At 71.4% G+C, this 2,736-nt stretch carries 5 protein-coding genes; 4 read left to right on the top strand and 1 reads right to left on the bottom strand.

The window, feature by feature from the left end; all coding sequences use genetic code 11:
- The coding region (locus VMR86_12265) for an SIS domain-containing protein (GenBank protein ID HTO07817.1) at nucleotides 1-445 on the top strand (445 nt) is incomplete at its 5' end.
- Nucleotides 446-482: 37 nt separating this feature from the next.
- Here VMR86_12265 and VMR86_12270 read toward each other — a convergent pair.
- Nucleotides 483-1,394 carry an SMP-30/gluconolactonase/LRE family protein gene (locus tag VMR86_12270; GenBank protein HTO07818.1) on the bottom strand — a complete coding sequence of 304 codons (912 nt, stop codon included), beginning with the start codon at nucleotides 1,392-1,394 and terminating at the stop codon, nucleotides 483-485.
- A gap of 246 nt (nucleotides 1,395-1,640) precedes the next feature.
- Between VMR86_12270 and VMR86_12275 the strand changes: the two genes are divergently transcribed.
- The 3 genes from VMR86_12275 to VMR86_12285 all read left to right on the top strand — a co-directional run.
- Entirely contained in the window at nucleotides 1,641-2,123 is a 483-nt protein-coding gene (locus tag VMR86_12275) for a hypothetical protein (GenBank protein HTO07819.1), read from the top strand.
- A 26-nt stretch (nucleotides 2,124-2,149) separates the two neighbouring features.
- Nucleotides 2,150-2,518, top strand: coding sequence for a hypothetical protein (locus VMR86_12280; GenBank protein ID HTO07820.1), 369 nt, complete (start codon nucleotides 2,150-2,152; stop codon nucleotides 2,516-2,518).
- Between the two features lie 36 nt (nucleotides 2,519-2,554).
- The coding region (locus VMR86_12285; GenBank protein ID HTO07821.1) for an acyl-CoA dehydrogenase at nucleotides 2,555-2,736 on the top strand (182 nt) is incomplete at its 3' end.

Here is a 2,736-nt window from a genome sequence, read left to right on the forward strand (position 1 = left end):
CGCGCGCAAGCTCGCCGAGGCGCTCGCGCCGCACCCCGCCTGCGCCGTGGTGGGGCGCGGCTTCGGCTATCCCGTGGCGCTCGAGTGGGCGCTCAAGCTGAAGGAGCTCGCGGGCGTGTTCGCCGAGCCCTTCTCGGCCGCCGACTACCGGCACGGCCCGATCGCGCTGGCGCAGAGCGGCGCCCCGGTGTTCGCCCTCGAGCTGCACGGCCCGGCCGCGCCCGACGTGCGCCGTCTGGCCGCGGAGCTGCTCGAGCGCGGCGCGCGCATCGTGCGCGTGGCCAGCGAGAGCGACGCAGATCTGTGTATCCCCGCCGCGCCCGAGTGGCTCGCGCCCATACCCGCGGCGATCGCCGGTCAGCTGCTCGCATTCTGGCTCGCGCGCGCGCGCGGCCGAGACCCCGACAAGCCGGCAGGCCTGAAGAAGGTCACTCGAACGCTTTGACTGGTTGACTACGTTCGCCTGCGGCGCTTGCTCGGCCCTAGCCGAAGGCCAGCTTCAGCCCCGGCCGGGGCCAGGGCGTCGAGACGAGCTTGCCCGTGGCCGAGAGCGTCACGTAGGCGGTGCGCAGGTCGTTGCCGCCGAAGCAGACGTTCGTGGTCAGCGGGTCGGGCATGGGCACGTGCTCGATCTTGCCGCCGTCGGGGGAGATCACCGTGATGCCGCCGTTCACGATCGTGGCCACGCACACGTTGCCGTCGGCATCGACGGCGAGTGAGTCGAGGAGCTGCAGGCCCGGCAGCCCGGCCAGCAGGTGACCCTGGTTGGGCGAGCTGTGCGGGCGGATCTGGCCCGGCGCCGAGAGATCCCACCAGAACACGCGGCCGGTGTGGGTCTCGGCCACGTACACGCGGCTGCCGTCGGGTGAGAGCCCGACGCCGTTGGGCGCGTCGAGCGGGTAGACCACCTCGCGCACCGACTTCCCGTCGGGCTGTGCGTAGTACAGGCCGCCGCGGTCGCGATCGCGCGGCCGGGTCTTGCCGTGGTCGGTGAACCAGAAGCCGCCGGTCGGATCGAACACCAGGTCGTTCGGCCCGCGCAGCGGGTGGCCGCCGCACTCGCGGTAGAGCGTCTCGACCTTGCCGGTCGCCAGGTCGACTCGCTGGATGCTGCCGCCCACGTAGTCGGCGGGCTGGTTGCCCGGCAGCAGCATGGGGCCGAGCTGGTGCCACTCGAAGCCGCCGTTGTTGCAGACATAGACCCGTCCGTCCGGTCCGAGCGCCGCGCCGTTGGGCCCGCCGCCGGTCTTCGCCACCACGGAAGCCCGCCCGTCGGGAGACACCCGCGTCAGGGTGCCGCGCTTGATCTCGACCAGGAGCACGCTGCCGTCGGGCAGGGCGATCGGTCCCTCGGGAAATTCCAGGCCACTCGCGATTTCTCGGATCTCCGGCATGCGGCCAGCCTGTCACAGCGCGCAGCCCAGCGGCAACAGCTCGCGGCCGGACCACCCGAAGAATGGGAGAGACAGCGCGCGCCGGATGAGGCATGCTACGCGCGTGGGGAGGGGGCCGGCGATGGCTGCCGCGCCCCGCTCTGCGGAGCTCGAGTCGGCCAGGCCGAGCTTCGAACCGGTTGCACGCGACCGGGACCGTTTCGCGAAGCGGCGCCGCCTGCGCCGCATCTGAGGGAGCGCACAGGCGTGAGTGATCAGGACAAGATCGCATCCAACGGCTCCGACCGGCCGCAGGGCCGCGACGAGCGCAAACGCAACGGGCACGGCGGTGACCAAGGCCTCACCGCCCGGCAGCAGCGGGCCCGACACCAGGCCGCGCGCTACCGGCGAAAAGTCGAGGAGCGGCTGTTCGGGAAGAAGGCCGACCGCGGCCGGCTCCGCCTCGAAGAACGGCTCCGTGAAGCCGACGGCCAGGACAACCTGCTGCGCAGCTTCCGCGAGTACGTGAAGGCATTCGGCATGCCGGCCGACGTGGGGCTCCTGGTCCGGCTGCTCGACCTCGAGACCGAGCGCGACGTGCTCCAGGTGACCGACGAGATCGACCGCGTGGCCGACGCTCTCTCGGCCGACCAGAAGTCTCTGCTGCGCAGCCGCCTGCGCAACCTCGAGATGTCGACCGCGTCGGACTCGGTCGCGAACGCCGCGGCCACCCTGCTCGAACGCCTGTAAGCCCCGTGGCGGAGCGGCCCTGGTGGATGACCGGGCTTCTCGGCTTCTGCGCCTTCATGGCGCTGGTCTACGTGCCCTATGACTTCTTCTGGAAGCCGGTCGGCCGGGACCAGGAGGTCTGGGTCGGCTTCATGCTCACCGGCTGGGCCGCCAAGGCCACCGAGCCGCTGCATTGGGCGATCTACGCGGCGGGCGCGTGGGGCTTCTGGAAGATGCGCGCCTGGATGCACCCCTGGGCCGCGCTCTACTGCGGCTCGGTGGCGCTGGGCATGGCGATCTGGGGCGTGCGCGACGCGCGCCCGAGCTCGCTGTATGTGGGCCTGGCCGGCTGCGTGCCCTTCGCGCTGCTCACTGCCGCGCTCTGGCGTGCGCGCTACCGCTTCGACACGCGATAGAATCCCGGCCTCGAAAAAGAAGAAGGAAGACACGACATGGCGATCGACTTCAGCCTGCCGGCCGACATCGTCGAGCTGCGCACCCGGATCCGCGAGTTCATCGACAAAGACGTGGAGCCGGCGGCGGCCGTGCTCGAGAAGACCGACGACCGCGCGAAGTGGGGGCCCGAGATCATCCGCCTGCGCAAGCTGGCCCGCGAGAAGGGGCTGTGGCTGCC

This window comes from Myxococcota bacterium, assembly GCA_035498015.1.
GTDB lineage: Bacteria > Myxococcota_A > UBA9160 > SZUA-336 > SZUA-336 > VGRW01.